Consider the following 25,424-nt stretch of genomic DNA (forward strand, 5'->3'; position numbering starts at 1 on the left):
TGTCAATGCGAGCCGCGACGTCTCCTCGCTTCAAAAGAACTGCGACGATGGCTTCACATACATACTCTTCATGAGAAGGGGGCTGGCGCCCCATCACCCGTCAAGACCTTGAACCCTTCGGGCAAAGCCGTCCGGGCCGTGGCTCAGGCTCGCGCCTTGCGCCCGCACCACCCCGGACGCCTTTGGGTCTGGACGGGCTCCCCCCGCTCTTCGCCAGAGGGGCAGATCGGTTGCATGCGCAACCCGATCAAAGGAAAAGGGACATGAGAAACGATGTTTACGCCCAAGTGACAGACAAGATCATTGCCGATCTGAAAAAAGGGGGATCTGACCTGGCTAAAGCCGTGGAATGCCGGGAACACGGCCGGGCGGATCACAAGGCCTTTGCGTCATAACGGGCTCGGCTATGGCGTACCGTACCGTTTGCCGCGGCGGACCTCGTTTGCGCAATCTACCATGACCGCCCGGACGCCGAGCCGCTCGCTTGGGCACTGGCCGACATGCTCGTCGCGACAATGCTGAAATGGCCGTTTCCCATGCCGTTGCTGATGGCCGAGCGCAATGGCCCGGCGTTCCGGACGCTCAGTGGCAGGGGACGGGTTGCGGCCGGGTGAACCCGCTTTTCCGCGCGCCGTCTGCCTGGCCGTGGTCGGAAGGGCGGGCAGCGCCCTGCGCTCGGCGAACGAGATCATCCGGTGCGCGGGCGCGCTTTTCGCCGCAGCGCCGAAAGTCCGGACAAAGGACGCCGGTCTCGTCATTCGAAGGCTGCTCGAGGACGCCGTGCCGGCAACGGCTCGGGGCAGCCATCTGTCCCGCTGGGCGGCGACGCGCCTGTTTGAGCGGCTCGAAGGATTTGACGCCGTGCGCGAACTGGCCGGCCGATCGTCGTTCCGAATCCACGAGCTATAGTTACGGCCGGGTCAGCTCTCAATGGAAATCAATAGTCCAAAAGCTGCCATTCGGCTTTTGGCCCCTTCCGGACATTCCAAGTGAACCAGATGCATGATCTGGTTCGCTTATCTGCCGGCTTGGATCCGAAGTTATGGTGGGTCGTCGGTTCTTATCCCTTCAAGGAGTAGAACTCGCGTCCCGTATTGCGACCGATCCTTTCGAGCGTTATACTGTTTTTGAAAAACAGTATAACGCCGGAGTCGAGCTTATGAAATCCGTCGACCTCATGTACCAGACTATGCTCGCCGAGCTAGGTCAGCGCTCGCTCGACGCCGCTTGGACGGCTGATTTCCCTCCAGAGGGGCGATTCACCCCCGCGAACATCAAGGGGCGCAAGTATTGGTATTTCGACATCCCGGATGGACACGGTGGTACCAAACGTCGATATGTTGGTCCTGCTGAAGATCCGGATATAGCACAACGCGTATCTGACCATAAGCGGGACAAGGACGACCTACGCGCTCGCAGGCGGTTGGTAAATACCCTGACGCGCGAAGGTGGGATGATTTCCCCCGACGCCATGTCGGGCGACATTGTCGAAGCTCTTGCCGATGGGGGGCTCTTTCGACTCCGTGGCGTTCTCATCGGCACGGTGGCCTTTCAATGCTATTCAGGGCTGCTGGGCGTGCGCCTTCCAATGGCTGCCATACTGACCGGCGATGCGGACATCGCTCAGGATTATGCCATCAGTCGAGAAGTTGAAGATAGTCTGCCTCCGATCGTGGAGTTGCTGCAGGACGTCGACGCCAGTTTCCGGCCCGTTCCACATAGATCGGGATCAGGGGCCTCGTCAGCGTTTCAGAATGCCGACGGCTACAGAGTTGAATTCCTGACATCGAACCGTGGCTCGGGCGACTACGTAGATCAGCCGGCGAAGATGCCTGCTCTTGGCGGTGCCAGCGCGGATCCACTACGCTTTCTGGACTTTCTCATCAGGGAACCGGTAAGGACAATCCTGCTCCACCGAAGCGGCATCCCAGTCGTTGTCCCTGATCCGGCTCGGTATGCCGTCCATAAGCTCATCGTCGCCAGCCGTCGGCACACTGACGGGCAAGGGCCAGCGAAGCGCGAGAAGGACATTCGCCAGGCTGCGCTGCTTTTTGAGGCGCTGCAGCAGACAAGGCGCTCCGCCGATTTGGCCCTCGTCTACAACGAAGCATGGGAGCGCGGCCCTGCGTGGCAAGACGCTATCCGAATTGGGGCGGGGATGCTGCCGGCACCAGATGCAGACCGGTTCAAAATGGTCCTAATCGACGGCGCAAAGAAAAACCGCGAAGAAATTGAACTTCCTTTTGGCGAATAGACCGTACTTGAAATTGAATGCCAAGCTGCTGATCTCGTTGGAAGTGGCTCAGACAAATAGGGTGCCGAGAGTGCGATTCTGTTCAAGGCGGAGGCGATAGGCCGTGCCTTAGACGGACGCGGACATTTTGCGCATATGCCTGCAATGGGATGAGCGACGCATCCGCCACACTACGCTGCCTCCCATACCTGATTGAGGATCCGCGCCGCCAATGCTGCTTTGTCCTGCGGCAGAAAGCGTCCGTAGTGCTGCTGCACGACGTCAGGCGTGTCCTGGATGGCATACTTGCCTGCTCATAGGATCCTGTCTGCTTTAGGATGTGTGTGGCGAGCACGTCTCGGACATTGTGGGGGCCATGCGGTAGCAGACCCTTAATCGCGCCGCGGCCGGTATATGGATTCTATATGTCGTAGCGCTGGATCGCCAACCGCCAGGCCTCGTAGAATGTTGTCTGATTATACGCCGCATCGATACTGGGCGTTTTGACAGTTTTGACGAAAAGCGTGTCCGGATCGGGCGCTCGCCCCAGCAGCACCTTCCGATGCCGCTCGATATAGGCATTGAGATAGGTGTAGAGATCAAGAAGATCCGGCAGCACCAGACGAAAAGGCTTCTGCCCAAAAAAAGATGAGCCCGAGTTCTTGAAGGCGTTGGACGGGATGAAGACCTCCCACCCACGCTCCCGTTCGTTCCAACGCAGTTCGCCGCGCTTCATGTCTTCGAGCCGGCGTTCTGCCGTCGGGAATTGTCCGCGCGGGCAGACCAGCAATTGCCGAAGGTTTTTCTGCCTGAGGCCGAGATGTAAGCCAAGCCTTAGCATCAGGAACGAACGGACGGCCTCGGCGGCTACTCTCGGGTAACGGTGCTCATCGGGCGTTCGCTTAAAGATCTCCTCGGTGATCTTGCGATATTCAGCGAGCGGGCTATCTGCCTCGAGCACGCACATGATAGGCTCGAACGGATCGCGGTGGACCCGCATCACCCGCTGGATTTCTTTTGATCGATTGGCTGTATGGCGATGGAAGTCCTCGCATGCACCGTGCCAATCTCGACGAGCAGCCGCAATCTCGTCTGTCGTGATCAGTCCTTCGATCGGCTTCACGTTGCGCAACAGTTCGGGATGTTGGCGGATCCAGTCGACTTCAGCGCGAGTGAGGGCCATGGCCACCATCAGCATGTCTTCCTCCCATTTCGTGAAGAAGCCGCGACGGCGCTCGCGCCATTGCAAATACCAGTCCCACACGCCAGGGAAGATCAGGAGACCGAAGGTGAGTTGGCTGAGCGGCACGCCTCGACCTTTGACAACCCCGTTCGGGGATGCCGCAAGTGCCCCAAACATCAGGCCGAGATGTTCGATCTTCTGGCTGGCTGTCTCCTCATTCCAGACGCCATTCCTGCGGTAGCCTATCGCGGTCAGTGTCGACGTCTTGAAGCGGATGAGGTCTGCCATCTCCATCGCAAGCCGAGGGGGCGCATCGACGACACCGGAGAGCAGATCTGGATCCTCCAGCGCCTCGGTCGTAGGCCCTTTTTCGTTTTCATCTCGCAGCCAGCTAGAAGCCTCGCGCATGGAAAGCGTTGGGACGGTTGAAGCCGATCATCAGGCGTTTCGAGCAAACAGCCCACAGGAGGTTTTGCGAACCTCAATCCTCACAGGGGCTCGCCGCAGCGCTGCCGCAGAAATCTAGGCATGAGAAGCTCTTGTGGCGCGTGTTCATCATATTGAGCGCCGATGTTGCCCCGATCAAAGTTCAGAAGTGCAATGTCGATGCGTTAATTAAGCGCGCTTATCTTGGCTTGTCAGTTAATTAAATGAAATGCGTCTTGCTTAAATAACGGACGCGACTGATATTTGGTTATGTCTGATTCCCAATCCAAAAACCGCCTGGGTCGTTTCGTCGAGACGGTCGCCGCCAGTGAAACAGTGCGGGCGTTCGTGCCCCCAGCATTGCCACCCGAGCCGGCGATCGATGTGCTTTCTTTGCTTGAGCGTCTCAGCCTAGCAGAGCGGGCGCTAGGACGCCTGGATGGCATCACAATGCTCCTGCCGCGACAGGAGTTGTTTTTGTATATGTATGTGAGAAAGGAAGCCGTTCTTTCCTCGCAGATTGAAGGCACACAGTCGACGCTTTCCGATCTCTTGCGGTTTGAGACCGAAGCTCAGGCGGGGCAGCCGGTTGATGATATCCGCGAAGTCTCCAACTATGTTGACGCCATGATGTATGGTTTGGAGCGGCTGGAAACGCTGCCCATGTCGTTGCGTCTCATCCGCGAGATGCATGCTAGGCTCCTGCAGAGTGGGCGAGGAGGCACGAAGGATCCAGGAGAGTTCCGCCGCTCGCAAAATTGGATTGGCGGAACGCGCCCCGGTAACGCACTCTTCGTACCGCCACCCGTCACTGAGATGGCCGCTTGTTTGGATGCGTTCGAGCGCTTCATGCATGAGGATCAATCGCGCTTGCCGGCACTCATCAAGGCTGGCCTACTGCATGTGCAGTTCGAAACGATCCATCCATTTCTCGATGGTAATGGGCGTATCGGCCGCCTGCTTGTAACCCTATATCTTTGCATGAACGGGGTTCTGCGAAAGCCGCTGCTCTACCTCAGCCTTTTTCTAAAGTCCCATAGGAGAGAATATTACCGGTTATTGCAGGAGGTTCGCGACCAGGGAAACTGGGAAGCTTGGCTGGACTTTTTCCTAGCCGGCGTTGCCGACACTGCCAATCGAGCGTTTGAGGCTGCGACCCAGATCGTCGATCTCTTTAAGGAAGATCGGGAGCGGATCACGATGGAGAGCGATAGAGCAGGGTCGGCCCTTCGTATTCACGAGCTTTTCCAGCAGAATCCTTTTCACACAGCGAACCAGATTGTTCAGATCACGGGTCTCTCCGCGCCAACGGTCAATGCCGCACTTGCTGATCTTGAGCGTTTGGGCATCGTTAATGAGGTAACCGGCCGCAAACGCGGCCGCGTTTTCAGCTATCAGCGATATCTCGCAATTCTGAGTGAAGGTACCGATCCCTTGCCCCTCAGTTCCTAAGAAATAAATGGGCCGACCGTTCGATTCCGCTCAGGAGCGTGGGCTTAAGAAGCTAAGTGTCCCATCCCAAGGAATCGAGACTCGGAATGGTGCTTGGAGGTGGAGCGAGTCGTGGCGACTTCGTCTCGATGCCCCATGCGGTGCCGTTCCGGATGTCCGCTTGGCGACGGTCTCAGCGAATGCGGGATTATCGGGATAGAGTGCAGTCGCGCATGATGAACAGATGGTCATGCTGCTTCTTGATGGCATGAGGTATGGGGCGGTGAGGTCCATGGGGATATGGTGTCACAAACATGCCTTGCCGGCGTTATCTAAGCGCTGCGCGCAGCCTGGGCGCGGCGAAATCTAAGAAGGCTCGGAGCTTGAGCGGCAGAATGGGGTTTGGCAGGTACAGCAACTGCACAGGTGACGCCGGAAGCTCAAACTGTTCCAGGACAGGCTCTAGAAGTCCCTGCTCAACCATGTTTTTGGCTTGATAGGACATGACCCGTGTCAGCCCCAGACCAGAAACCGCTGCGTCAACCGCGGCCTCGGCGGTATTGACCGACAAGCGGCGATTGATTTCTACGGAAAGGCTCTTCTTCCCATCCCGGAACAGCCACGCATTCGATGATCGCACGCCTTCGAATGCAATGCATTGATGGGCCTTGAGGTCGCCCGGCCTGATGGGTGCGGGATGTTTGGTCAGATACTCTGGGCTGGCGTAGACGGTGTATCGCACCAGTCCGAGACGGAGCGCCATCAAGCTGGAATCCGCGAGCTCACCGATACGCAAAGCGGCGTCGATATGATCCTCTGCCAAATTGTTGTTCCGATCGTTGAGGGTCAATCTCAAATTGATCTCGGGAAAGGCCTTCAGAAAATCGATGGCCACGGGGAGCACGTGCAGTCGGCCAAAGACGATCGGAGCGGTGATGTTCAGATCGCCTTTTGGGGTAAGATATTCCCCTGAAGCCTCCCGCTCAGCCTGTTCGACGCGATCCACAATATCTCGAGCTGCGCTTAAATACTCCCGCCCAGCATCCGTCAGCGCAACGTTGCGGTTCGTTCTCGTCAGCAGTGCCACACCAAGCAGCTTCTCAAGATCGGAAATCTTACGGCTGACGGTTGGCAACGGCGAGTGGAGAGCTCTGGCTGCAGCCGACAGACTGCCTGTTTCGACGACTTTGATAAAGACACGCATTGCGTCGATACGATCCATGCTTCCTTCCGGAACTTGAGAGGTTGGCTATCGAGAACTCTATCTACTGCAATTTTGTGGAAGCCAATAGGGTGGTGTTCAGCTTTAGCCAAGTGTTGAAACCAGGAGTTCTGAGATGAAGCTTTACCACCTGCCGCTTTCAGGCCACGCCCATCGGGCTGTCCTCTTCCTCTCACTGCTTGGTCAGAAGGCTGAGCTCATCGAAGTGGATCTTGCCAACGGAGAGCACCGCACCCCGGAATACCTGAAGCTGAACCCGTTCGGCCAGGTACCCGTGCTTGATGACGACGGGTTTGTGGTGAACGATTCCAACGCCATCCTTGTCTATCTCGCGACGAAGCTCGGTCGCAAAGACTGGTTGCCGGACGATCTGGAAACTGTTGCCAGGATCCAGAAATGGCTTTCGGTGGCCGCCGGAGAGATTGCTTATGGACCCTGTGCCGCAAGATTGATCACCGTATTTGGCGCCAATTTCCGGGCCGAGGAGGTTATCGCGCGCGCCCACCGCATATTGACGTTGATCGAGAAGGAGCTCGAGCAGCATTCGTTCATGATTGGGGACAAGCCGACAATCGCCGATGTGGCGCTCTACAGCTACATCGTCGGGGCGCCAGAAGGAAATGTGGACCTGATGCCCTATGGAAATGTTCGCCAGTGGCTGGCTCGCATCGAGGCGCTCGCCGGTTTTGTCGAATTTCCCAAGACTGTTGCGGGCTTGAGGGCGTGAAAACAACGTGAGGGCGGTATGACCGCCATTCCCATGGAGGTGACAATGTCAAAAGGTGTGGAACGAGTTGCGTCGCCTTGGCATGAAGGTGAACTCGAATTGCAGCGGAGCATCGGAGTTCTCGATCAGATGGACGTCGTCGGTCGCAGAGTGCTGCGGCCTTTCCTGCTAGACCAGCATCGTGAGTTCTTTCCCCTTTTGCCTTTTGTCGCGATCGGTGCTGTCGATCCGGATGGTCTGCCTTGGGCAACCATCCGCGCCGGGCGACCAGGGTTCCTTCATTCTCCTGATCCGCTGATGCTTGCAATCGAGGCCCGTCGCGACTGGGCTGATCCGGCTGAAAGTGGGATGGAAAACGGCGATCCCATTGGTCTGGTGGGGGTCGACTTCGTCACCCGGCGCCGGAACCGTCTGAACGGTACTGTTCAACGCCAGAGCGACGGACGCTTCGAGGTTGGTGTCGTGCAAAGTTTCGGCAACTGTCCGCGCTACATCCAGAGCCGTCATTTCGAATTCGTTCGCGATCCGGCCTGGAATACGCCCACACCAGCGATCATCTCAGATGCACTGAACGAAGAGGCGTGTGCGCTCATCGCAAACGCGGACACATTCTTCGTCGCATCCTATGCAGATCAGGGTGGGCAGGGGCGCCAGGTGGATGTGTCGCATCGGGGAGGTCGGCCCGGTTTCGTGCGCATTGATGCAGATGGAGCGCTGACCGTACCGGACTTCAACGGTAACCTGTTTTTCAACACCCTCGGCAACTTTGTCGTCAACCCGCGCGCTGGCCTGTTGTTCGTTGATCACCACACGGGCGGCATGCTGCAGATAAGCGGCAAGGTCGAGATCATTGATTCCTTTGAAATTGCGGGGTTTGAGGGTGCAGAGCGCTTTTGGCGGGTCTTTCCGGAAAAGGTTGTGTGGCGGCGTGATGTGTTGCCGCTCCGCTGGACCTTTGCAGAAGACAGATATTCACCCGATAGCCTGGTCACAGGGACTTGGACCGAAGCGGAACAGCCTATGGAGGCTGCCCGGCCAGCCAAGGTCTGGAGGCGCCTGCGGATCAACGAGGTTGTTGTCGAAAGCGAGACCATAAGGTCGATCAATCTCAGCCCCGTAGACGGAAAGGCACTGGTCCCGCACAAGGCCGGCCAGCATCTTCCAATCCGGATTGCCGACAAGAAAAGCTTTGTGCGACGAAGCTACACGATATCAAGCGCACCCTCGGAAGAATTCTATCGGCTGAGTGTCAAACGAGAGGGCAAGGGATCACAGCTGTTGCACAGCCTGAAGCCTGGAGACGATATCGAGGCACTGGCGCCTGGAGGCAGCTTCTGCATCGATCCGGTGGAGCAGGGCCGACCTGCTGTTCTGCTGGCTGCCGGCATTGGCATCACGCCGATGCTGTCCATGCTGCACCATGTCGTTAAGGTAGGTACCCACACTGGCTACCGCAGACCGATATGGCTTTTCCGGTCTTCCCGGACATCGGCCGAGCGTGCTTTCGACCAGGAGATCGTGTCCTTGGTTGAGCGCGGCGAAGGCAGCATACGGGATGTTCGAGTGTTGAGTGCACCGGAGCCGTCGGATGAAGGGAAGTATGACGCTTTGGGACACATTGATGCCAGTCTGCTGAAGGCGCATCTGCCGTTCGACGACTATGATTTCTACCTCTGTGGTCCGCCAGCCTTCATGCAGTCTTTGTACGCCGGGCTGCGCGCCTTCCAGGTGAACGATGATCGCATCCATGCGGAAGCATTCGGTCCAGCAGCACTGAGGCGCGATCAGGTGAACGGCCAACCCGCCAGACGGCCGGGTCCGGCTCCCGCAACGGAGGTCACAAAGGTCGTGTTTGGGCAATCCGCCAGGGAGGCCTCTTGGAGCCCGGGAAGCGGAACTCTGCTAGACCTTGCAGAACAAAACGGGCTTTCGCCATCTTACAGCTGTCGCGCTGGCAATTGCGGTGAGTGTAGGGCCAAGGTCATCAGGGGTGACGTGAGTTATCTCTTCGAGCCGAGCTATCGGGTCGACGAGGGCGAAGCCCTCATCTGCTGCTCGGTACCGTCAGACTCCGGGAACCTGCAAATCGATGTCTAGGTCTTGGTGACGCGATACGCCAGCGATTGGAAATCCCGTTCGACGCGGTTTTTGAACTTGGGAGACTGGAGAGCTGCAGCCATGGCGCCCACTGAAGTCGGATCCCTGCTGTGGGGACGGCGTTGTCAGAGCTTTTCCTGGACTTGAGAAGCGTAACAATCGGCCCGATGTCATGATATATCCCCGTTCTATAGGGCCCAAGAATCTTTGCACTGACGGATGAATTCAGCTGCAGCGGTAGGAGACCGTCCGGTCAAAGCGAACACGCCGTCGCTCAGTCGATCCTCACTGCCTTCGCTAATTCTTTCGTCCATCTTTGCCAGAATACTGGCATATGCTTCGTCCAATCCAGCCCTTGCGTACCGCTCAGCCAGTTCGGTTGTTGTCAGATTGATGTGTTCGATGGTTCGGCCAATCACGTCACTGATCTTTTCGGCGAAATCCGCGTAAGAGAGGGTTTCTGGTCCTGTCAGTATGAAGTCGCGGTTCCACGACGTTTCCGCCAACAGTGCGCTGACAGCCGCCTTCGCGATATCAGCTGCGTCAATAAAACCAACGCGCCCTGTGCCCGTTGCGGAGTAGATCGCGTTTTCGTTGCGGATCGTATCGAGATGTTGCTGTTCTGAGAAGTTCTGCATGAACCAGGTGGGCCGCAGCACTGTCCATTCCGGGACCTGATCGCGCAAATACGAGTGGATCTGTCCCATCATCGGTCCGCCCGCTTCAAGGGATGACGCGCTGAGCAGGACGAAACGCAGGACGCCACGCTTTCGCGCGATCTCGAGAATGGGAGGCACGATCGTGCCGTGGTCGCTGTTGTTGGTGGGCGCAACAATATAGACGGCAGTTACGCCGTCGAAGGCTGCATCCGCTATCCGGCGGTCTTGCCAGTCGAAGACAACATCATTGCCCCCGCGGGGTGAACGTGTGGCAACTCTAGTGCGGACTCCTCTGGTCAGGAGTTCCTGACTGACGAGCCTTCCCGTCTTTCCCTTGCCGCCAATGACGAGGATCTGCGTTGACATGATCAAGTCCTCTCAATGTGTGCCAGCCGAAGGCGCGCTCTCGATTGCAGAGAGAGCGATCAGCGGGTTCCAGTAGTCTTGATAACGGGCAATTCGACCGTCTCTAAGCTCGAGAATTGAAACATAATCCTGATCATAGCGGGCACCAGTCACGGGCGAGTGACCCTTGCAGCTGAACTCGATCGCCGCCATGTCGCCCCTTGCCGAAATGAACGCCTGATGAAGCGTCATGGACTCAATCGAAATGAGTTTCGACACTGTCGGAAGATAGGCCTCGAGTGCCGCTCGCCCTTCCAGACGCTCCGTGAAACCGGTTGGGTGATAGGGAAATTCGAACACCACGTCCTCTGCGCACATCTCCAGAAGAGTTTGCGCATCTGACGTCAGTGCGTCCCCAAGAGCTTGCCGCAACAAAGCCGATAGACTGGGAAACTGATCGATCGAATGGGACATTTCGCTTTACTCCTTTTCGATGGAACGATACCGTTCCGACCAATATGGGGTAAAATGAATGGAACGCAAGCGTATCGACGAAAAAAGCAAGCGGCGTCCGAGCGGAGCGGCTGTGATGCGTGACGAAGTTACGGATTCCCTCCTGCGCGCATTTCTGGAGGAGTGGGCCGTTAATGGCTATGCCGCGCTAAGCCTGGAGCGGGTTGCCGCACGTGCGGGAGCAGGAAAAGCTGCCATTTATCGCCGATGGCCCTCTAAGCGCGCACTCGCGGCCGACGCGGTTGAGAAGTTTGGCGTCGTGCTGACAGATATCGCCGACTATGGGACGCTTGCAAAAGACCTAGAAGCATATCTGCTGATGTTAAGGCGCGCACTTCGCCATCGCCTCGTGCGCAAAATACTCCCTGACCTTTATGCTGAAGCGTCTCGCGGCTCCGAACTCGTGCCCGTGTTGAGGAGTTTATCCGTATCGCGTCGGCGCGGCGGAGTGAGCTTAATCGAGCGGGCAATTGGCCGCGGCGAACTGCCCGTCGGGATCGACCGTGAGCTTGCGATGGATATGATACCCGCATCCCTTTATTGGGGCATGATCGTTACACGACGTCGCATTACACGGGTACAGATCCAACGGCAGGTCGATGCGCTGGTGGCCGGCCTGAAAGCGATTTAGACCGCCATCCTTCGTGGGGCTGACGCTTCAGCCTTCCAAAGGCGTGAAGGGCGGAACAGATGCTGCGCGAGCTTTGCGTTAACTCGAGAGGATCAAACCAGAATGGAACTGTCCGCTGGTGGTGTCATGCCTGAAAAAGCCGCAGGCAATGGCAAGCAGGCGATCATGTAGACTAAAAACCAGAACCGACATTTGAAACTCCATGCTCACGCAATCTTCAGGCCTAGCTTGCGATCCACCGCAAACCGGCATCGCACGCTTCAGGGTAAGTCTGAGCTGAGCATCGTGAGATCTCTCAGGTTCCCGGAGGATGGCTCGACGGAATGCGTAAGCGGCTCGGTTTCCAACAGGAGCCGTTGAGCCAGATTTTACAACCGGAGATCAAATCACCATGAACTCGACGGTTAAACTCCGGCTCGGGGCCTCATTGGCAAGATGTCGAACGGCAAATCATCACGGGGCACCGACCGTGCGAGCCCCGTTTCACAGGTTGATGCAGAGAAGCCTAAAGCGAGCGGTATGCATAGCATTGTCAACAAGGGTTGAGGATCGAGGTGGCGGTCAAGATCGATCTGACCAGCCACGTGCGGGAGTACGATTTATCACAGCGATTTTCTGTCTTCTGCTCGCGGCGGGGCATGGACGTTCGAATGAGGAGACGCCGATGACCTATCCGGAAACCAAAAAGGTCGATCTCACCGAGGAGCATTTCGGTACCGCCATTGCTGACCCCTATCGCTGGTTGGAAAGTGATCTCAAAGAGGATCGAGCGGTCGCCCAGTGGGTTGACGCACAGAACACCGCAACAAGCCGTCACATGGCAAGCCTCTCTAGTCGAAACGCATTTCGCGATCGTCTGACGGCGTTGTTTAATCATGAGCAGTTGACGAGTCCGCTCAAGCGAGGAGGGGACTATTTCTTCACCCGGAACACGGGGCTCGACATGCAGCCTGTCCTGGTCGTTCGAGACGGAGAGAACGGCGCGGAGCGGACGATCCTGGATCCCAACCAGTGGTCCGAACATGGTACAAAAGCACTGGCCGTATGGGCTCCCTCCGAAGACGGAAAGCTTGTGGCCTACGCAATCCAGGAGAATGGTTCGGATTGGCGTACTATTCGTGTTCTTGATGCCCAGAGCGGCGCGGTTCTCGCCGATGAGATTGCCTGGGCCCGTTTTACCCTGATTGCATGGGCGGCGGATGGTTCCGGCCTCTTTTACTCTGGCAGCCCGGAGCAAGATGAGAGTGGTCGATCTGACCCGCAATTCGTCAACCATGCGGTCTATTTCCATCGGCTTGGCACACAGCAGTCCGAAGATCGCCTCGTCTATTCTCCTGAGGCCGACGAGCATCCGCTTCTACATACTGTCGATGTCACGGCGGATGGACGATATTTGATTATCTATTCGACCGCACTCATGGGAGGAAGTGCTCTCTCGCTGGTAGACCTTTCTGTTCCTGAGTGGCACGTGCGGCCCGTGATTGAGCGCTTCGATCATTTGTCCGCGCTCGTTGGCAATGTCGGTACGAAACTTTATGTTCTGACGACTGATGGAGCCGAACGAGGAAAGATCGTCACCGTAGATCTTGCCGCGCCGAACTTGGTCTTCACCGATCTCATTGAGGAGAAGCCTGGCGCGCATTTGCGCCTTGCCTCTCTGATTGGCGACAAACTTCTCTTGTCGTACATGGTCGACGCGAGAATTGAAGTCGAGCGTTATGAGCTGGAAGGAAAGGCTGTTGGCGCTGTAAACTTGCCAGGAGCCGGCAGTGCGGGAACGTTCAGCGGCCGCCCAGGTGACAACGAAGCGTTCTTTACGTTTACCAATTACGCCACTCCCAAGACTGTTTACCGCTATGATGTCAGCGCCGACGAAGCCACCTTGTGGGCCGGGCCGGATGGTTTGATTGGTGCCGAGCGTTCGCCGGGCGACATCGAAGTAGAGCAGCGCTTCCACACCGGGAAGGATGGAACTCTCATCCCAATTTCGATCATTCGACGCGCTGGAGCCGAAGCTGCTGCGCCAACGATGCTGACCGCCTACGGAGGCTTTGGCATTCCGCTGCTGCCGGCTTACTCGCCACAAGCAGTCGCTTGGGTTCAAGAAGGCGGTGTCTATGCCGTGGCCAACATTCGCGGTGGAGGCGAATACGGAAAGGCCTGGCATGAAGCCGGCAAGGGTCGGTCGAAGAAGACTGCTTTTGATGATTTCATCGCCGCTGCCGAATTTTTGAAGCGTGAGGGCATTAGCAGTGAGGGTGGGCTTGCCATTCACGGCGAGTCGCACGGGGGCATGCTTGTCGGCGCAGTCGTTAATCAGCGTCCCGAGTTGTTCGACGTCGCGCTCCCTGGCGTTGGCGTGATGGATATGGTGCGCTTTGACCGCTTTACCGGAGGCAAACTATGGATCTCGGAATTTGGGGACCCATCGGCAGCAGACAGTTTCAAGTACCTCCGGTCTTACTCGCCGCTGCATAACATCAAGGCAGGAGAGGTTTATCCGGCCATACTCGTCACGACGGCAGACACCGACGACCGAGTGGTTCCTGCCCATTCGTTTAAATACGTGGCGGCGCTTCAAGCTGCAGAAGTCGGACCGCGACCACAGCTGCTGAGGGTGGAACGAAATGCGGGCCACGGTGATGGCACGCCAACTCAGAAGATCATCGATGAATATGCCGATAGGTGGTCCTTTGCCGCGCATTGGACCGGCCTCCGGTAAACGTCCATGGAGGGTATCACTCCTCCGAGGTCCTGTCGTTCTGCACTCTCACGGACCAATTCAGGGGCCGTATGTCGCGGTGTCGCCAAGCGAGAACATGGTGTCGTTGTGGTCGCCCAAAGGGACGACAACAATGAAACCGGCCTGAAAGCGACTGCTGCACTTATGGAAGCACTTTCTGCAGACGAACGACGAGGTTTGGAGGCTGGCGCCTGGGAAGCCGGCCTCTACCCGAATTCGGCTAGACCAGCCAAACAATCAATTCGAGTATGCATCGCTCCTAATCTTGGTGAATGCTCGTTGTACGCGAGGTGCATTTTTCCCACTTCGCGACCGCTCCATGTTGCTGCAATCTTCGGCCGTATCGTCAGCTTCGACGTCAGACCTCGCAAACCTAGAGTTCGAGACGTCGAATAACTGAGGTATACAAATGTTCTTTCAACCACTCCTACGAAGCACTCACGCACTTAAGAGCGTCGTCTTGGTAACCCTGATGGGGTTGTCGACGGCAGGATGCGTGTCCGATAGCGGATCTATGGAAAATGCGTATAGAGCCAATCTCGCCAGCGAAACGGCTCTCAACGCCCAGATTATAAGCGATCGGGCTCGGGATCAGCGCTGCCGGCGTGATCCAAGCCGCCGTGAATGTGGTCCTGGCTACTAGGACTGAGATGGGATCACCGGCGGACTTTCTTGCGTGAAGTCGCTGGGGATCCCGTTTTCACGTCGATCTTAAATCCGTCGAGCTGACGGTCGCGCCGACGCTGGTCCGGGCGTGGCGTGTGCCGGCTCCCACGGACAGGCGGCGCTAACCCTTTACCCCAAAATGAGATGCGCCATCGTTGCCCACGACTCTTTTCGATAGGACCTGCGATGCATGAATGGAAATCACTGACCCGGCCGACTTGGGCAGAACTGGGTGTCGGAATTACATGCTTTCAGTTCGTTCTCGTTCTGGTGGCACTTGCAGTTGGCGGCCTGGCGTCCGGCGAACCTGTATGGCAAGGCGTTATCGGTTCATATGGCGGAGGGGTGGCAGGCCTCGTCGGATTTGCAGTCGCCTATCTGATGCGGCGCCGTGAATGGTCGGCATATGGCATTACATCGAGCGGCCTGCATTGGTTTGCGATCGCTGCGGCTTTGGCGGTTTTTGGCTACGTGATCAGTCTGATCTTTCTCTACGGCCTCGCAGAGTTGTCCGGAAGCAGCGGCAACGATCCTCAGGCGATACTCCATGCCGCAGCGCGGGGCGGTGTCCTACCCTTCGTGCTCTCGTTTGCTGGCGGCGCCATGCTGACCCCTTTAGGAGAGGAGCTCCTGTTTCGAGGCGTCATCGCGAATGCGCTCAATCGTTATGGCGCATGGGCAGGCGTCGGCCTGAGCTCGCTGATATTTGGCATCGCCCATGGTGTAGGGGTAATCCTGCCCATCGCGATTTTCATGGGCTTAATGTGCGGCATCCTATTGCGAATGTCAGGTTCGGTTTGGCCATGCGTGGTTCTTCATGCAATCTACAACGGCCTACACAGTGTCGGCTCAGCGCTCTCTGGCTAGTTCCAAAGGCTGCAATGACGTTATGCGTTACCCGCGCAGCTTCGCAGATCAGCCAAATGACTCTTTGGTCGCCTTTACACTCCCGATAATTGAACGCGGATCAGAGCACCCCCTCTCGAGCCCTCCCTGATTTGTACCCGGCCCCTGTGTCGAGAGATTATCTCTTTCACGAGGTTCAGGCCGAGACCGCTGCCCGTCTGTCGAGGACGCAATCGATGAAATGGCTCAAATACACTCTCCCGCTCGTCAGGGGGGATCCCAGGCCCATCATCTTCCACCTCGAAGTTGGGTCCGTCGACCCTGACGGTAACGGATCGACCTCCATGATCGACGGCGTTCTGGACCAAGTTCATGATCACGCGCTCAAGCGCTCCTCGATCCCCGTAACAATCTCCACTCCGCACCACCTGAACCTCGATTGTTCCGCCTTTAGAGATCACAAGCGGAGCAAGTTCGCCGACCACATTTCTGACAAGGGATGAAAGGTCGAGCTTTTTGAAGTGCGTGTCGTCTTGGAGCCGCTCAAGGTCGAGGAGCTGCTCGGTCAGGGTTGCCAGCCGGTATACATCTTGGCCGAGTTCTTGAACTGGCTGATGTGTCGAGCTTTCGATCTTGCTTTGCAGTATGGCAATGGGTGTACGCAGTTCATGCGACGCTGAAGCGATGAAGCGCCGTTGGCGCTCATACCCATCATCAAGCCTAGCGAGCGCTTGGTTTACGGCTCTGATTAAGGGCAGGATTTCGCGTGGCACATCCTGAATGTTCAGTCGGCGACCCCGACTGTCGATGTCAATCCCTTCAGTCTCGCGCGCTACTCTAACCACGCCGCTCAGTGAACGCTTCACTATCCAAGGTGTTACAATCAGCGATGTTAGTACCAGCATCAGGAAAATGGGAATTGCAATGGTGTTGGTAGCCATCAACACGATAAAGCTGAGTTCTGAAAGTGCTCCATGTTCGAGGATTGTAAGCTCTCCGATATCGGTCTGTTCTCTGCGAACCACAGCCGCCAGTTCGTATGGAGGTGTACTGTCACGCATATGAGCATAAGAGAGATCACTCAAGCGACCGACAAATGACTGATAGAACGGTGGGATCTCTCCAAGCGACACGCTCTGGCCATGGCTATCTTCAGCCACGAACCAAAGAGTAGGCGTTTCAGTGCGCATCTGCTCGAGTTCGGGTGTCATCATCACAACGAGCCGGCCGGTCTGGTCTCGCTCTATGGCGCGGGCGATCGCCGACGTGATCTGCTCATCGGTATACGGTCCGCCGCTGTCGATCCGGAGTGCTACGGAGACCAGAACTGCAAAGGCGACAATCAGGGTCGCAAAGTGAAACACCAGTGGGTAGACGACCAGGGCTCGCTTGAGTGACCTCGGCTTCTTCACGCTGTCTCACGGAGCAGATATCCGACCCCTCTGATCGCGTGGATCTCAATACCTGCGTCCGAGCCTCGCAGTCGTCGACGCAGCCGCGATATGTGCGAGTCCAAAGTGTTCGACTGAATTTCGTCATCAAAGGCAAAGACAGCCTGTTCCAGAGACTCTCGCAGGACCGTCCTGCCGCGGCGTTTCATAAGAGTTGCCAGCACCCGCAGTTCGCGCCGCGGAAGATCGATGCGTGCGCCGTTCACTTTGACCTCCTCATTGGACAAGTCGAAAACAACTGATCCAGCCCTGATCTCCTCGCCTTGTAGCTCAGCTGGGCGGCGGCGAACCGCCCTTATGCGTGCAAGCATTTCATCGATCGAGAACGGCTTTACAAGATAGTCATCGGCGCCCTCATCAAGGCCCGCCACACGGTCTTCGACGGCACCCCGCGCGCTGAGGACGATGATATGAATTCCGGGATTGCGTGAGCGCAGAACAGGCACGAGGGCCAGACCTTCTCCGTCCGGTAACGTCCTGTCGAGGAGAACGAGATCAAACTCAGCCATTGCTGCCGCTTCCCGTGCTTCGGCCACGCCGCCCACCTGATCAACGATAAAGCGCTCCTTGCGCAAGACGAAGGACAAAGTGTCTGCAAGCCGAGCTTCGTCTTCAACGAGGAGTACTCTCATGAAATCCTCCGTAAACTTCCTAAGCGCTGCCCCCCAGGAGACGAGCTCCGACCCGTAGTTTCAGGTCTTTTGTCTGGAGTCCGTCGAGCGCCCGCAGGTTGACCGGATAAGTGGCGTCTAAGGGGTGAAGACCGCTGAGTTGAATCTGTGTCCGTGTTAGGCAACCGTCCGGTCGTCTCGGATCTACAGCTTCACTCTCAACGAGATTTGACGAAGGCGCTTACGGTCTCCACCACTTCTGGCACCAATGGCAAATTTCCATCAAAATAGGTCGCGATATTGGCGTCTCGATCAACAGAGCTAACCCGCTTCAGGACATGGTTGGTATCCGGAAGGGTAACCAATGTCGAATTTGGCGCGGCATTTTTTAGCCGCTCGGCATCGGCAACCGACACTTGAAGGTCACGCTGACCCTGGACGATAAGGATTGGCTTGTCGATCTTGCTCGCCAAATCCGCAGGGTCTAGCGAGAATGCGCTGATCAGAAATCCTTGCACGTTGGCACTGAAAAGTGGGGCAAGTTCTGGCGGAATCCTCGCCTCATTCACGCGCCGCCCTCCCGTTAATTCGTCGATCGCATGATCAGCCGCATCAATTAGAGGCGCCATGGCTGGGTTAGCGCGCAGCTGTTCCTTGAGGATCTCTCCGAGGGGTCGGCCTGGTGTTGCAACAAGGATCACGCCGGAGACATTCTCCAGTGCCTTAGCAGCTGCCAGTGCCACCAAGCCGCCCTCGCTATGGCCAAGCAGCCAGACGCGCTCAGCTCCGGTTCGAGAACGGATTACTTCGATCCAGGCCCTTGTATCTCGAACATAATCGTCGATTGTCGCTGCGTTTGGATCATCCACGGCAGTCTGGCTGCCGAACATACCCCGCTTGTCGATACGGACACTACCAATTCCGTGCCCAGCCAGGTCTTCGGCCAGCAATCGGTAGGGTGCCGCGCGCACCCCGTGCGGATTGTTTCCGTCCCGATCTGTTGGACCGGAGCCAGGTATAATCAGCACGGTCGGCGCATCAATCGCTGTATGCACCATCGTTCCGCGTAGTGGGCCATCGGGGCCCGGCGCTTCAACCTCGGTCACCTGTGCTTGGGTGCTAGGGGCAATTCTTGCCTCGATCGTTGCAGATATCATTTGCTCCCTCTTAGTAATGAATGCTCCCGGTAGTTGGTGCCGACCTGACGTGGCATTTCGAAGGTGAGATAGCAAATTAAGGCGTCGGCGCGATTTCGCTCTCGCAGGTAGCAACACTACAGGTAGCCTGCGCTCGTTCGTCAAAGAGCCTTGCTAATGCCTGCGACGCGACAATCGCTCTCGGAAAGCCGGCGGGCACGGTGATCATATAGGCAATTTCCTTCAACTCATCCTCCGTCACGCCGATGTTCAAGGCGTAACGAGCGTGTACTGTCATCAGGTCAGTCATGCCCATGGCGGCGAACGTGGCAACTGCTGCCAGCTGTCTCGTACGGTCGTCGAGACCTGGCCGCGACCATACATCACCGAGCGGATAGGCCTCGGTCGCCTCCGCTAAAAATGGAAACTCTCTCCGCATGTTTTCCAGGTTGTTTTGCGGTATGCCATTGTTCAGCTTGCTGACGACGGCCGTCCCTTTGGCGCGACGTTCCTCAACAGTGTGGGCAAGGGCTGGATACGCCACAGCAAGGACCGTCACGGTTCCAAATGCTGCAAGGGACAACCGGATGACGTCAGGCATTTCAGCTCTCCTATGAGTCGTGTTTGATTTGAGGTGCAGACTTGCGTGTCCAGCAAGGCAGGCATTGTGAGAGCAGCGCAGAAGAGGCTCTCCCTGGGGCCCCTGGACGTCATTGGCGTCGCAAGATCATTCCGGCATGGTGAAGTGTCTTCTCGTCGACAAAAACCCCATCGGCGGTAAAGCCGGTGTCATCCCAGTAATCGATGTGGTTCCCGGTGACGACATAACGGCCCTGATAAGCACTTTGACGACTGCCGCGGGCTTCGTCGTAGCGGCCATTTGGTAGGAGTTCGTGGCGGATATGACCGTCGTCGGTGACCCACATCCCGACATAAGGGTGGTTCTGATGTTGGGGGCTGCTAGTTGATTGGGTGGGCATTTCATTCTCTGCTTTTGCGTTTTGAGCCAGTGCGCCGAAAGCGGCGGCAGCGGCAATGATTGCGAGGACAATAACCGGTAGGAAATTTTTCATGACGTAGCCTCCGCAGGGTTGATGTCACCGTGCCTTACGCTGCTGCTCAGAATGGTGTCCGGGTCGGCCGGACCACCATTTCGTTCACGTCGACATCTTCGGGCTGCTCAACCGCAAAGCGCACGGCGCGGCCGATCGCATCCGGGGTAAGCGCAATGGCGCGATAGGACTTCATCGCTTCAGCCGCCACCGGGTCGGTGATGGTGTTTGCAAGCTCACTTTCCACGACACCTGGATGTATACAGGTGACGCGCAGCTTTTCGTTTTCCTGGCGAAGCCCATCGGAAATCGCGCGGACAGCGAATTTTGTCGCGCAATATACGGCCGCGGTCGGCGATACGGACAGGGCGCCGATAGAAGCAATGTTGATGATATGTCCGGAACCGCGTGCGTTCATCTCCGGAAGCACCGCGGCAATGCCGTAGAGTACGCCCTTGATGTTGACGTCCACCATTCTATCCCATTCGTCGACCTTCAATGACGACATGAGCGACAGAGGCATAACGCCAGCGTTGTTCACCAGCACATCGATGCGGCCGAATTCCTGGCGTGCTTCATCTGCGAAAGCTGCGACCTCAGCACGATTGGTCACATCGACCCTGCAGGTCTTGACCTTGCCACCCGCCCACCGAATTTCTTTTGCAACGTCCTCAAGGCGGTCAGTGCGACGCGCGCCGAGTACGACGGTCGCGCCTGCCCGAGCAAGTTCGCGGGCAATCCCGACGCCGATGCCACTGGATGCGCCGGTGATGAGAACAACCTTGTCCATGACTTTTCTCTCTCGCTGTTGAATGTTGAACATGAGAATAGACTTGGGGTATTGTCGCGATAAGCCGCTTTCTGTTTAACTCAGAGGGAAGAAAAACTAACCAATGCCGCCAGACCTGAACGCGCTTGCTGTCTTTGCCCTGGTCGCAGAAGAGCGCAGTTTTCGCGCCGCAGCAGACCGCATGGGCGTGACGCGTTCAGCCGTCAGTCAGACGATCCGTAAGCTGGAAGAGACACTCGGTATCGCGCTTGTTAATCGCACAACCCGTAGCGTCGCGCTGACGGAAGCGGGCGAGAGACTGTATGCCGAGGCCGCGCCGGCCTTGGCTGAGGTGCAAGGCGCGCTGGAGGGTGCGGCAAATCTGAGCGCAACTCCGCGGGGACGGCTTAATCTTGCGGTGTCATCGATCGCCGAAAGTTTTCTTTCCGGCCCGCGCCTCGCTACCTTCTTGGATCAGAACCCGGATGTGAAATTGCACATCACCGTTACCGACGATGAGTTCGACATCGTTGCGCAGGGGTATGATGCCGGCGTGAGGCTGGGAGAGGTGATCGCCCAAGATATGATCGCAGTGCCGGTCTCAGGTGAGCAACGTCAACTCGCTGTGGCATCGCCCGCATATCTTGAGCGTCACGGGACACCTCAGCATCCAAGCGAGCTTGCAGGCCGCCGTTGCATCGGTTGGCGCCGGTCGGCGAATATTGCGCCCTATCGGTGGGAGTTCTCAAAGAATGGGCGAGATTTTTCGGTAACGGTGGCGGATACGTTCACGACAACCGACATGGCGCTGATGATAAAGCTCGCGGTCGCTGATGCGGGCATCAGTTTCGGCATGGAAGATAGCTTTCGACCGGCGATCAGCCGCGGTGAGCTCGTTCCAGTTCTAGAAGATTTCTGTCCGTATTTTCCTGGTTTCTATCTTTATTACCCCAGCCGACGCAATATGGCGCCGAAGCTTAGGGCCCTGGTCGAGCATCTTCGTAGCTCCCGCTGAGTGACATGTTGATATCAAATGTCAGATATCATTTCTCCGGTCGAACGAATTGCCTCGAAGCGTTGGCTACCGTAGCTCTCGCTACAGCTACCGACGTCCCGCAAAAAACAGTCTTCAAACAAGCAATGGGTCAATCTCCAGACTGGACCGACCGTCTGAGGCTGACAATGCTAGAGATAGGAGGCTGGCCGAATTCGCGACGATACTCGCGACTGAATTGAGCAGGACTTTCGTAACCGACATCATACGCCGCAGATGCCGCGTCGAGGCCGGTTACAATCATCAGGCGGCGCGCTTCGTTGAGTTGTAAATGCTTGCGATACTGAACCGGGCTCATGTCGGTTATGGCTTTGAAGTGCCGATGAAAGGTCGACACGCCCATGCGAGCAATCTCGGCCAGATCATCTGTTGATCGGCGCTCACGAAAGTTTTGCCTGAGCCAGTCCAACACCCGGACAATCCCGCTGGAGGCTCCTTCCATCGACGCCAGGGCAACGAGGCGTGAACCGACGGAGCTCGTGATCAAGCGATAAATGATTTCTCGTTGTATGGGCTCAGCAAAGAGCGAAATTTCGTTCGGCCGCTCTGTCAACCGGCACAGACGGAACAATGCTTCGAGAAGATCAGGGGTCACAGTTGCGCTGGCTATGCCGAGAGGCGTCGCCTCCCCAAGCTTCTTGCGCTTGATCTCCGAGGTTAAGGTGCGAACAACGCTGAGATCTATCCGGAGCAAGGTTCCAAGATACGGCTCGGTCGGACTAGCATGCGTGACCCAGGCCGTCACTGGAAGGTCGATTGACGTGAGGAGGAAGTGCGTGAAGCCATAGTCATAGGTGTTGCTGCCAAGGACAACACGCTTTCTGCCTGTAATGACCAGCGACAGACTCGCTTCCATCATTCCGACATGAGGGGCTGTCGGTGACAGATGACGGTGGAAAGTAAGCCCGGGAACCTGCGAGTCGGTCGCGCCCTCGCTCGGTGCCCAGCGCTTGAAACCGTCTACCAGAGATTGCTGCAAATGCTCGATCATCTTCTTAGATGGTTCCATGGCCGTTGTACCGAGCTCTTTCGGTTAGAGGATCATTGGCTAGGGCACCCGCTCACGTCGGACAATCAGAAAATCATTGAGGAGAGAGGATCGTGCAATCATGCGAGTGAAACGTGCTACTGCTCCCTCATCCCGCACAAGTAGTTTCTTCAGGGGCGCGCAAACTGCTGCTGGCCCCGAGGAGAGATTAGATGCGCTATAATAAGTTGGGACGTACGGGCTTGCTTGTGTCTGAGTTGAGCCTCGGCACGATGACATTCGGGAAGAGCCAATGGGGTGCGATTGGCGGGGTAGATCAGACTGGCGCCGAGCAGATTATTCGGTGCGGGTTGGATGCAGGCGTGAACCTGCTCGACACAGCGGATGTTTATTCGAACGGTCAGTCTGAAGAAATCACCGGCTTCGCTCTTCGTAACCTGGGAGTACGAAGGCACGACGTTTTGGTTTCGACCAAGACATTTGGACAAGCGAGTGGCGGGCAAAATGACCGCGGATCGTCACGAGCGCATATTCTGGATAGCCTTCACGCCAGTCTCAAGCGCATGAAGCTCGATTACGTCGACCTTTACCAGCTGCATGGCTTTGATCCACTGACCCCAATGGAAGAAAGCTTGCGTGCGCTCGATCACCTCGTGCGCCAGGGCGCGGTACGCTATATTGGCGTTTCGAACTGGGCTGCGTGGCAGATCGCACAGGCCATGGGAGTGACCGAGCGCCTCGGGCTCTCTCCACTCTCCAGCCTGCAGGCCTACTATTCGCTGGCCGGGCGGGAAATCGAGCATGAAATCGGCCCCCTCGTTTCGGCCACCGGATTGGGGCTTGTCTGTTGGAGCCCATTGGCAGGGGGAATGTTGAGTGGCAAGTTCGATCGGGACTCCGAGGGTGACAAGCAGGCTCGTCGAGCCACGACGCCTTTTCCGCCTCTCGATCTCGACCGCACCTATGACCTCATCGACGAGCTGCGCAGCATTGCGGCTCCGCATGACGCATCGCCAGCCCAGATTGCATTGGCGTGGCTGCTCCACCGCAAGACCGTCTCGACGGTATTGCTCGGCGCGAAGAGGCTAGAGCAGCTGGAAGATAATCTCGGCGCGACGACGATCGAGCTGAAGCAGTCTGATCTTGACCGACTTGACGCAGTGAGCAAGCTCGCTTCGATCTATCCGCAGTGGATGCAAGAGGTTTTCGATGGCGGACGGAGTGAGCAGATCGCCTCGTTAGGTCAGCGTAATCGTCTGTCACTCGGTAACAGAAGTTTCCAGAGAGAAGTTTAGTTGGACGGCCCAAAACCGGGCGATGCAGTCAATTGACAATGTATTGGGAGCATTGCGAGCGACGTAGCAATCGGACGTCGCGGGCCTTTGATCGATCAACACGATCAGCAAATGCGCATATATTGCGGATAGGGCATATGAGGCAAGTCGTTGCATTTCGCGCTGTTGGAGGAAGGCTCAAAGGGCTTGGACGATCTCGGCGACAGTGAGCATGCGCCAAGATCGTCGGTAGCGGTTACCCCCCTCACCAGTGGAAGCAGCTCGCATGCGCACCACGTCCGGAATGTGGTCGGTGTGTCGCGCCTGGAGGCTGAAGTGACGAGGTGATCCATCCCTTCGTTCTTGGCCGTCAGCATTTCGACATAGGCTTGCGCCATACCGTCGCTCGCGCCTAACTCGCGCATCATCTGACCGAAATGGGCCATAGACAGTTCGGATGCCACGATCTCGCGACCGAGAACCTCCGACATAATCGCAGCCATCTGATCAAACGACAGGTCTTCAGGCCCGAGAAGCGGGATTGTCTCGACGCCCGTCCACTCTGGGTCCAGCAGCAAGTCTGCCGCAACCTGCGCCACGTCGGCCTTGGCCACATGTGGCAGCTTTAAGTTCGCTGGTGTCGGCTGGAAGAATTGGCCGATGGTGCGGATCGGTTCGGCCTGGCGGCCAATGTTGTCCATCAGTGAGGCGCAGGCCAGGGCGCGATAGTGGGCTCCCGTATTCGCGATCATATCGTCGACCGCCAGCGTAGCCGTCACATGACCGGCAGGCTTCGGCCAACCGCGGCCGAGAGCTGATATGCCGACGATATGGGTCACTCTGGATCCAGGAACTGCGTCACAAAATGCCTTGGAGACACCGCCATAGGCGGCCTCTGGCGAGGGCAGGGTGGCGTCGCCAGGCGGCAGCCAAAACACGCGGGTCACGCTGGGCAGCGCCCGCGCGATGGTATCGGCGTCAGCCATGGAGCCCTCGACAACGTCCAAGGCAGGATTTAGCGGCAGTTTCGACGCATTGCGGGCGATGACGCGCACACTGGCACCGGCTGTGAGCAGCTGAGAAAGGACGCGGCGACCGATATCGCCCGTGGGGGTTGTTAAAAGAATCAATGCGCTCTCCATAGGGGGTTTTTGACGTTAAGTTCGCGCCAAGGTTGTTGTTCATAGTCGAGTTGCTCAGCACAACGACCCTTTTGAAATCGACCGGAACCGAAACATGAGCCTTCGTTATCAGTGAGCGGCCAAATACGCGGCGCACAACGTTCGTTTCCTGCACCCACACATCGGTGTGCACCCGCTGAAGGTCATGACTTCAAGGCGAGCCAGAATACGTGCAGCTGCCAGATC

At 57.2% G+C, this 25,424-nt stretch carries 21 protein-coding genes and 2 pseudogenes; 11 read left to right on the forward strand and 12 right to left on the reverse strand.

What is annotated here, in order from left to right:
* Positions 1–263: 263 nt before the first annotated feature.
* The 3 genes and pseudogenes from BSY240_RS24510 to BSY240_RS22130 all read left to right on the forward strand — a co-directional run bounded on the left by BSY240_RS24510 (position 264) and on the right by BSY240_RS22130 (position 2,254).
* On the forward strand, positions 264–395 hold the full coding sequence (locus BSY240_RS24510; RefSeq protein ID WP_257785436.1) for a hypothetical protein: 132 nt from the start codon (positions 264–266) through the stop codon (positions 393–395).
* Between the two features lie 15 nt (positions 396–410).
* A pseudogene (locus BSY240_RS22125) lies at positions 411–909 on the forward strand (DUF1403 family protein); the annotation flags it as partial.
* A gap of 250 nt (positions 910–1,159) precedes the next feature.
* Positions 1,160–2,254: a nucleotidyltransferase family protein gene (locus BSY240_RS22130; protein WP_069044353.1), complete on the forward strand. Its 1,095-nt coding sequence runs from the start codon at positions 1,160–1,162 to the stop codon at positions 2,252–2,254.
* A 170-nt stretch (positions 2,255–2,424) separates the two neighbouring features.
* Here the strand turns inward: BSY240_RS22130 and BSY240_RS24240 are convergent.
* Positions 2,425–3,764: pseudogene (locus tag BSY240_RS24240) on the reverse strand (hypothetical protein); the annotation flags it as partial.
* Between the two features lie 348 nt (positions 3,765–4,112).
* On the opposite strand from BSY240_RS24240, the gene BSY240_RS22145 reads away from it, so the two are divergent.
* The gene (locus BSY240_RS22145; RefSeq protein ID WP_069044110.1) at positions 4,113–5,294 is read left to right on the forward strand and encodes a Fic family protein; all 1,182 of its coding nucleotides are present in this window, start codon (positions 4,113–4,115) and stop codon (positions 5,292–5,294) included.
* A 307-nt stretch (positions 5,295–5,601) separates the two neighbouring features.
* Here the strand turns inward: BSY240_RS22145 and BSY240_RS22150 are convergent, their stop codons facing one another.
* On the reverse strand, positions 5,602–6,495 hold the full coding sequence (locus tag BSY240_RS22150) for a LysR family transcriptional regulator (RefSeq protein ID WP_069044111.1): 894 nt from the start codon (positions 6,493–6,495) through the stop codon (positions 5,602–5,604).
* Between the two features lie 115 nt (positions 6,496–6,610).
* On the opposite strand from BSY240_RS22150, the gene BSY240_RS22155 reads away from it, so the two are divergent.
* Positions 6,611–7,222 carry a glutathione S-transferase family protein gene (locus BSY240_RS22155; protein ID WP_069044112.1) on the forward strand — a complete coding sequence of 204 codons (612 nt, stop codon included), beginning with the start codon at positions 6,611–6,613 and terminating at the stop codon, positions 7,220–7,222.
* Between the two features lie 45 nt (positions 7,223–7,267).
* The gene (locus BSY240_RS22160; RefSeq protein WP_069044354.1) at positions 7,268–9,319 is read left to right on the forward strand and encodes a 2Fe-2S iron-sulfur cluster-binding protein; all 2,052 of its coding nucleotides are present in this window, start codon (positions 7,268–7,270) and stop codon (positions 9,317–9,319) included.
* A 188-nt stretch (positions 9,320–9,507) separates the two neighbouring features.
* On the opposite strand, the gene BSY240_RS22165 is transcribed toward BSY240_RS22160, so the two are convergent.
* On the reverse strand, positions 9,508–10,344 hold the full coding sequence (locus BSY240_RS22165; RefSeq protein ID WP_069044113.1) for an ergot alkaloid biosynthesis protein: 837 nt from the start codon (positions 10,342–10,344) through the stop codon (positions 9,508–9,510).
* A gap of 12 nt (positions 10,345–10,356) precedes the next feature.
* Positions 10,357–10,797 carry a nuclear transport factor 2 family protein gene (locus BSY240_RS22170; protein WP_069044114.1) on the reverse strand — a complete coding sequence of 147 codons (441 nt, stop codon included), beginning with the start codon at positions 10,795–10,797 and terminating at the stop codon, positions 10,357–10,359.
* A gap of 58 nt (positions 10,798–10,855) precedes the next feature.
* On the opposite strand from BSY240_RS22170, the gene BSY240_RS22175 reads away from it, so the two are divergent.
* From BSY240_RS22175 to BSY240_RS22185, 3 genes are all read left to right on the forward strand, one after another.
* Positions 10,856–11,467, forward strand: a complete 612-nt coding sequence (locus tag BSY240_RS22175) for a TetR-like C-terminal domain-containing protein (RefSeq protein ID WP_069044115.1) — start codon at positions 10,856–10,858, stop codon at positions 11,465–11,467.
* A 664-nt stretch (positions 11,468–12,131) separates the two neighbouring features.
* Positions 12,132–14,189 carry a prolyl oligopeptidase family serine peptidase gene (locus BSY240_RS22180; RefSeq protein ID WP_083229766.1) on the forward strand — a complete coding sequence of 686 codons (2,058 nt, stop codon included), beginning with the start codon at positions 12,132–12,134 and terminating at the stop codon, positions 14,187–14,189.
* 873 nt (positions 14,190–15,062) lie between these two features.
* Positions 15,063–15,743, forward strand: coding sequence for a CPBP family intramembrane glutamic endopeptidase (locus BSY240_RS22185; protein ID WP_069044116.1), 681 nt, complete (start codon positions 15,063–15,065; stop codon positions 15,741–15,743).
* A 74-nt stretch (positions 15,744–15,817) separates the two neighbouring features.
* Here the strand turns inward: BSY240_RS22185 and BSY240_RS22190 are convergent, their stop codons facing one another.
* The 6 genes from BSY240_RS22190 to BSY240_RS22215 form a co-directional block, all read right to left on the reverse strand.
* Entirely contained in the window at positions 15,818–17,134 is a 1,317-nt protein-coding gene (locus tag BSY240_RS22190) for a sensor histidine kinase (protein ID WP_069044117.1), read from the reverse strand.
* Positions 17,131–17,805 (reverse strand): response regulator transcription factor, encoded by a 675-nt coding sequence (locus tag BSY240_RS22195; RefSeq protein ID WP_069044118.1) that lies wholly within the window; start codon positions 17,803–17,805, stop codon positions 17,131–17,133. The genes BSY240_RS22190 and BSY240_RS22195 overlap by 4 nt, the downstream gene beginning before the upstream one ends.
* Before the next feature lie 197 nt (positions 17,806–18,002).
* On the reverse strand, positions 18,003–18,941 hold the full coding sequence (locus BSY240_RS22200; RefSeq protein ID WP_069044119.1) for an alpha/beta hydrolase: 939 nt from the start codon (positions 18,939–18,941) through the stop codon (positions 18,003–18,005).
* 76 nt (positions 18,942–19,017) lie between these two features.
* The gene (locus BSY240_RS22205) at positions 19,018–19,521 is read right to left on the reverse strand and encodes a carboxymuconolactone decarboxylase family protein (RefSeq protein WP_069044120.1); all 504 of its coding nucleotides are present in this window, start codon (positions 19,519–19,521) and stop codon (positions 19,018–19,020) included.
* A gap of 109 nt (positions 19,522–19,630) precedes the next feature.
* Positions 19,631–19,993: an Atu4866 domain-containing protein gene (locus tag BSY240_RS22210; protein ID WP_069044121.1), complete on the reverse strand. Its 363-nt coding sequence runs from the start codon at positions 19,991–19,993 to the stop codon at positions 19,631–19,633.
* 46 nt (positions 19,994–20,039) lie between these two features.
* Positions 20,040–20,762 carry an SDR family oxidoreductase gene (locus BSY240_RS22215; protein WP_069044122.1) on the reverse strand — a complete coding sequence of 241 codons (723 nt, stop codon included), beginning with the start codon at positions 20,760–20,762 and terminating at the stop codon, positions 20,040–20,042.
* Positions 20,763–20,865: 103 nt separating this feature from the next.
* On the opposite strand from BSY240_RS22215, the gene BSY240_RS22220 reads away from it, so the two are divergent.
* Positions 20,866–21,756, forward strand: a complete 891-nt coding sequence (locus tag BSY240_RS22220) for a LysR family transcriptional regulator (protein WP_069044123.1) — start codon at positions 20,866–20,868, stop codon at positions 21,754–21,756.
* Between the two features lie 130 nt (positions 21,757–21,886).
* Here the strand turns inward: BSY240_RS22220 and BSY240_RS22225 are convergent, their stop codons facing one another.
* Positions 21,887–22,786: an AraC family transcriptional regulator gene (locus tag BSY240_RS22225; protein WP_171901624.1), complete on the reverse strand. Its 900-nt coding sequence runs from the start codon at positions 22,784–22,786 to the stop codon at positions 21,887–21,889.
* 209 nt (positions 22,787–22,995) lie between these two features.
* Here BSY240_RS22225 and BSY240_RS22230 point away from each other — a divergent pair, with 209 nt between their 5' ends.
* Positions 22,996–24,078 (forward strand): aldo/keto reductase, encoded by a 1,083-nt coding sequence (locus BSY240_RS22230; protein WP_069044125.1) that lies wholly within the window; start codon positions 22,996–22,998, stop codon positions 24,076–24,078.
* Between the two features lie 104 nt (positions 24,079–24,182).
* Here BSY240_RS22230 and BSY240_RS22235 read toward each other — a convergent pair whose 3' ends face one another.
* Entirely contained in the window at positions 24,183–25,199 is a 1,017-nt protein-coding gene (locus BSY240_RS22235; RefSeq protein WP_236759407.1) for an NAD(P)H-binding protein, read from the reverse strand.
* Positions 25,200–25,424: the final 225 nt, after the last annotated feature.

Source organism: Agrobacterium sp. RAC06, from assembly GCF_001713475.1.
Taxonomy (GTDB): domain Bacteria; phylum Pseudomonadota; class Alphaproteobacteria; order Rhizobiales; family Rhizobiaceae; genus Allorhizobium.